The organism is Cryobacterium sp. MP_3.1, assembly GCF_035984795.1.
Taxonomy (GTDB): Bacteria; Actinomycetota; Actinomycetes; order Actinomycetales; family Microbacteriaceae; genus Cryobacterium; species Cryobacterium zongtaii.
The window spans coordinates 1-1,179 of the sequence record NZ_JAXCHV010000077.1; the positions used below are offsets into that span (position 1 = coordinate 1).

Genomic DNA, 1,179 nt, shown 5'->3' on the forward strand with positions numbered 1-1,179 from the left:
TGGGCTGGACATGGTGGGACTTCCTGATTCTCGCCCTACGTCAAACGGCGGACTTGCTCTGAGCTACTGGCCTCAACTCACCCTGACACGTAGGGGTATGACGTCCGGCATCGGGCTCAGGTCCGTTAGTCGGCGAGCCACGAGGGGTCGGAAAACAGTTCTTGCAGCTCTTGGACAAGGCGAGCGGTGTGGAAACCGTCAGCGGCCGCATGATGCACCTGAATGGCGACGGGCATCATGGTTCGCCCCCCAGACTCCCTGTACCGACCCAGGGTGAATATCGGCAGAAGATGCTTCCAGCCGTCGCGTATCTGCAGGCTGAACCCCGTGAACGACGTCCACGGTACGCTTGATATATCAAACACATTCGCGGGCATGTCTGGTTGCGGCTGAAACGACGTGGAGGTGCGGTATCTGGCCAAGACGTCGGCCGCGTGTTCATGGAAGGTAGAGAAGTCGGCGTGAAAGGGAGACCAGACGTTGGAGAACGTCTCTCGCTCGGGATTGAAGACGGTGAATGCAGGGTGAACGATGTCCCAGGTCGCCGGGCCGTTCCCCTCAGTGAGGGTCATCCGGAATTCAACGTGACTATTCACGACTGAGGCGATGGCCCACATCTGCGCGATATAGCTCTTCCATGGACGGACACGAAGCGCCGCTACCAACTCTGTGACATCGAGTTCGACCGTGATGGCATAAGTGCACTCGACGCGGGTGAGGTAGTGCTCGAAGTGCTCCCGCCGAGGCCAATTGTGCATATCGATCGCACGTGTATGTGTCATGCTCTCGAGCCTAAGTCGGGTAGGCAGCGTGTGATGTATCGCATCCTGCTCCCAGATGTCGGATGATCCCCCGCTACTCATTGCACGGAAGGGCGGTTCCTCACCGTGCACCCAAGGACTCAGACCAGCGGAGCCAGCAGTAGCGCTGCCCGCCTCAGTCTGGCCACGTTAGCGGAGGCCCCCTCGTTTTGTGACTCCCAGTAGTACGACCCGACGTAACGCGCGAAAGAGAGAGCTTGAGCCCAGGTGTAGTCGACTCCTGCCGTCTCGGTAAAGCGTCGAGTCCAGTCGGCCAGGACTGCGACAGCCCTACGTGTCAGGGTGAGTTGAGGCCAGTAGCTCAGAGCAAGTCCGCCGTTTGACGTAGGGCGAGAATCAGGAAGTCCCACCATGTCCA

1 protein-coding gene is annotated in these 1,179 nt (G+C 59.4%); it reads right to left on the minus strand.

The features are described from left to right. Positions 1 to 125: 125 nt before the first annotated feature. The gene (locus RCH12_RS18500; protein WP_327017888.1) at positions 126 to 782 is read right to left on the minus strand and encodes a CatA-like O-acetyltransferase; all 657 of its coding nucleotides are present in this window, start codon (positions 780 to 782) and stop codon (positions 126 to 128) included. Between the last annotated feature and the right edge of the window lie 397 nt (positions 783 to 1,179).

Excerpts from the sequence above, each read along its gene's own strand:
- RCH12_RS18500 (WP_327017888.1), bottom strand. The coding sequence starts at position 782 with ATGACACATACACGTGCGATCGATATGCACAATTGGCCTCGGCGGGAG.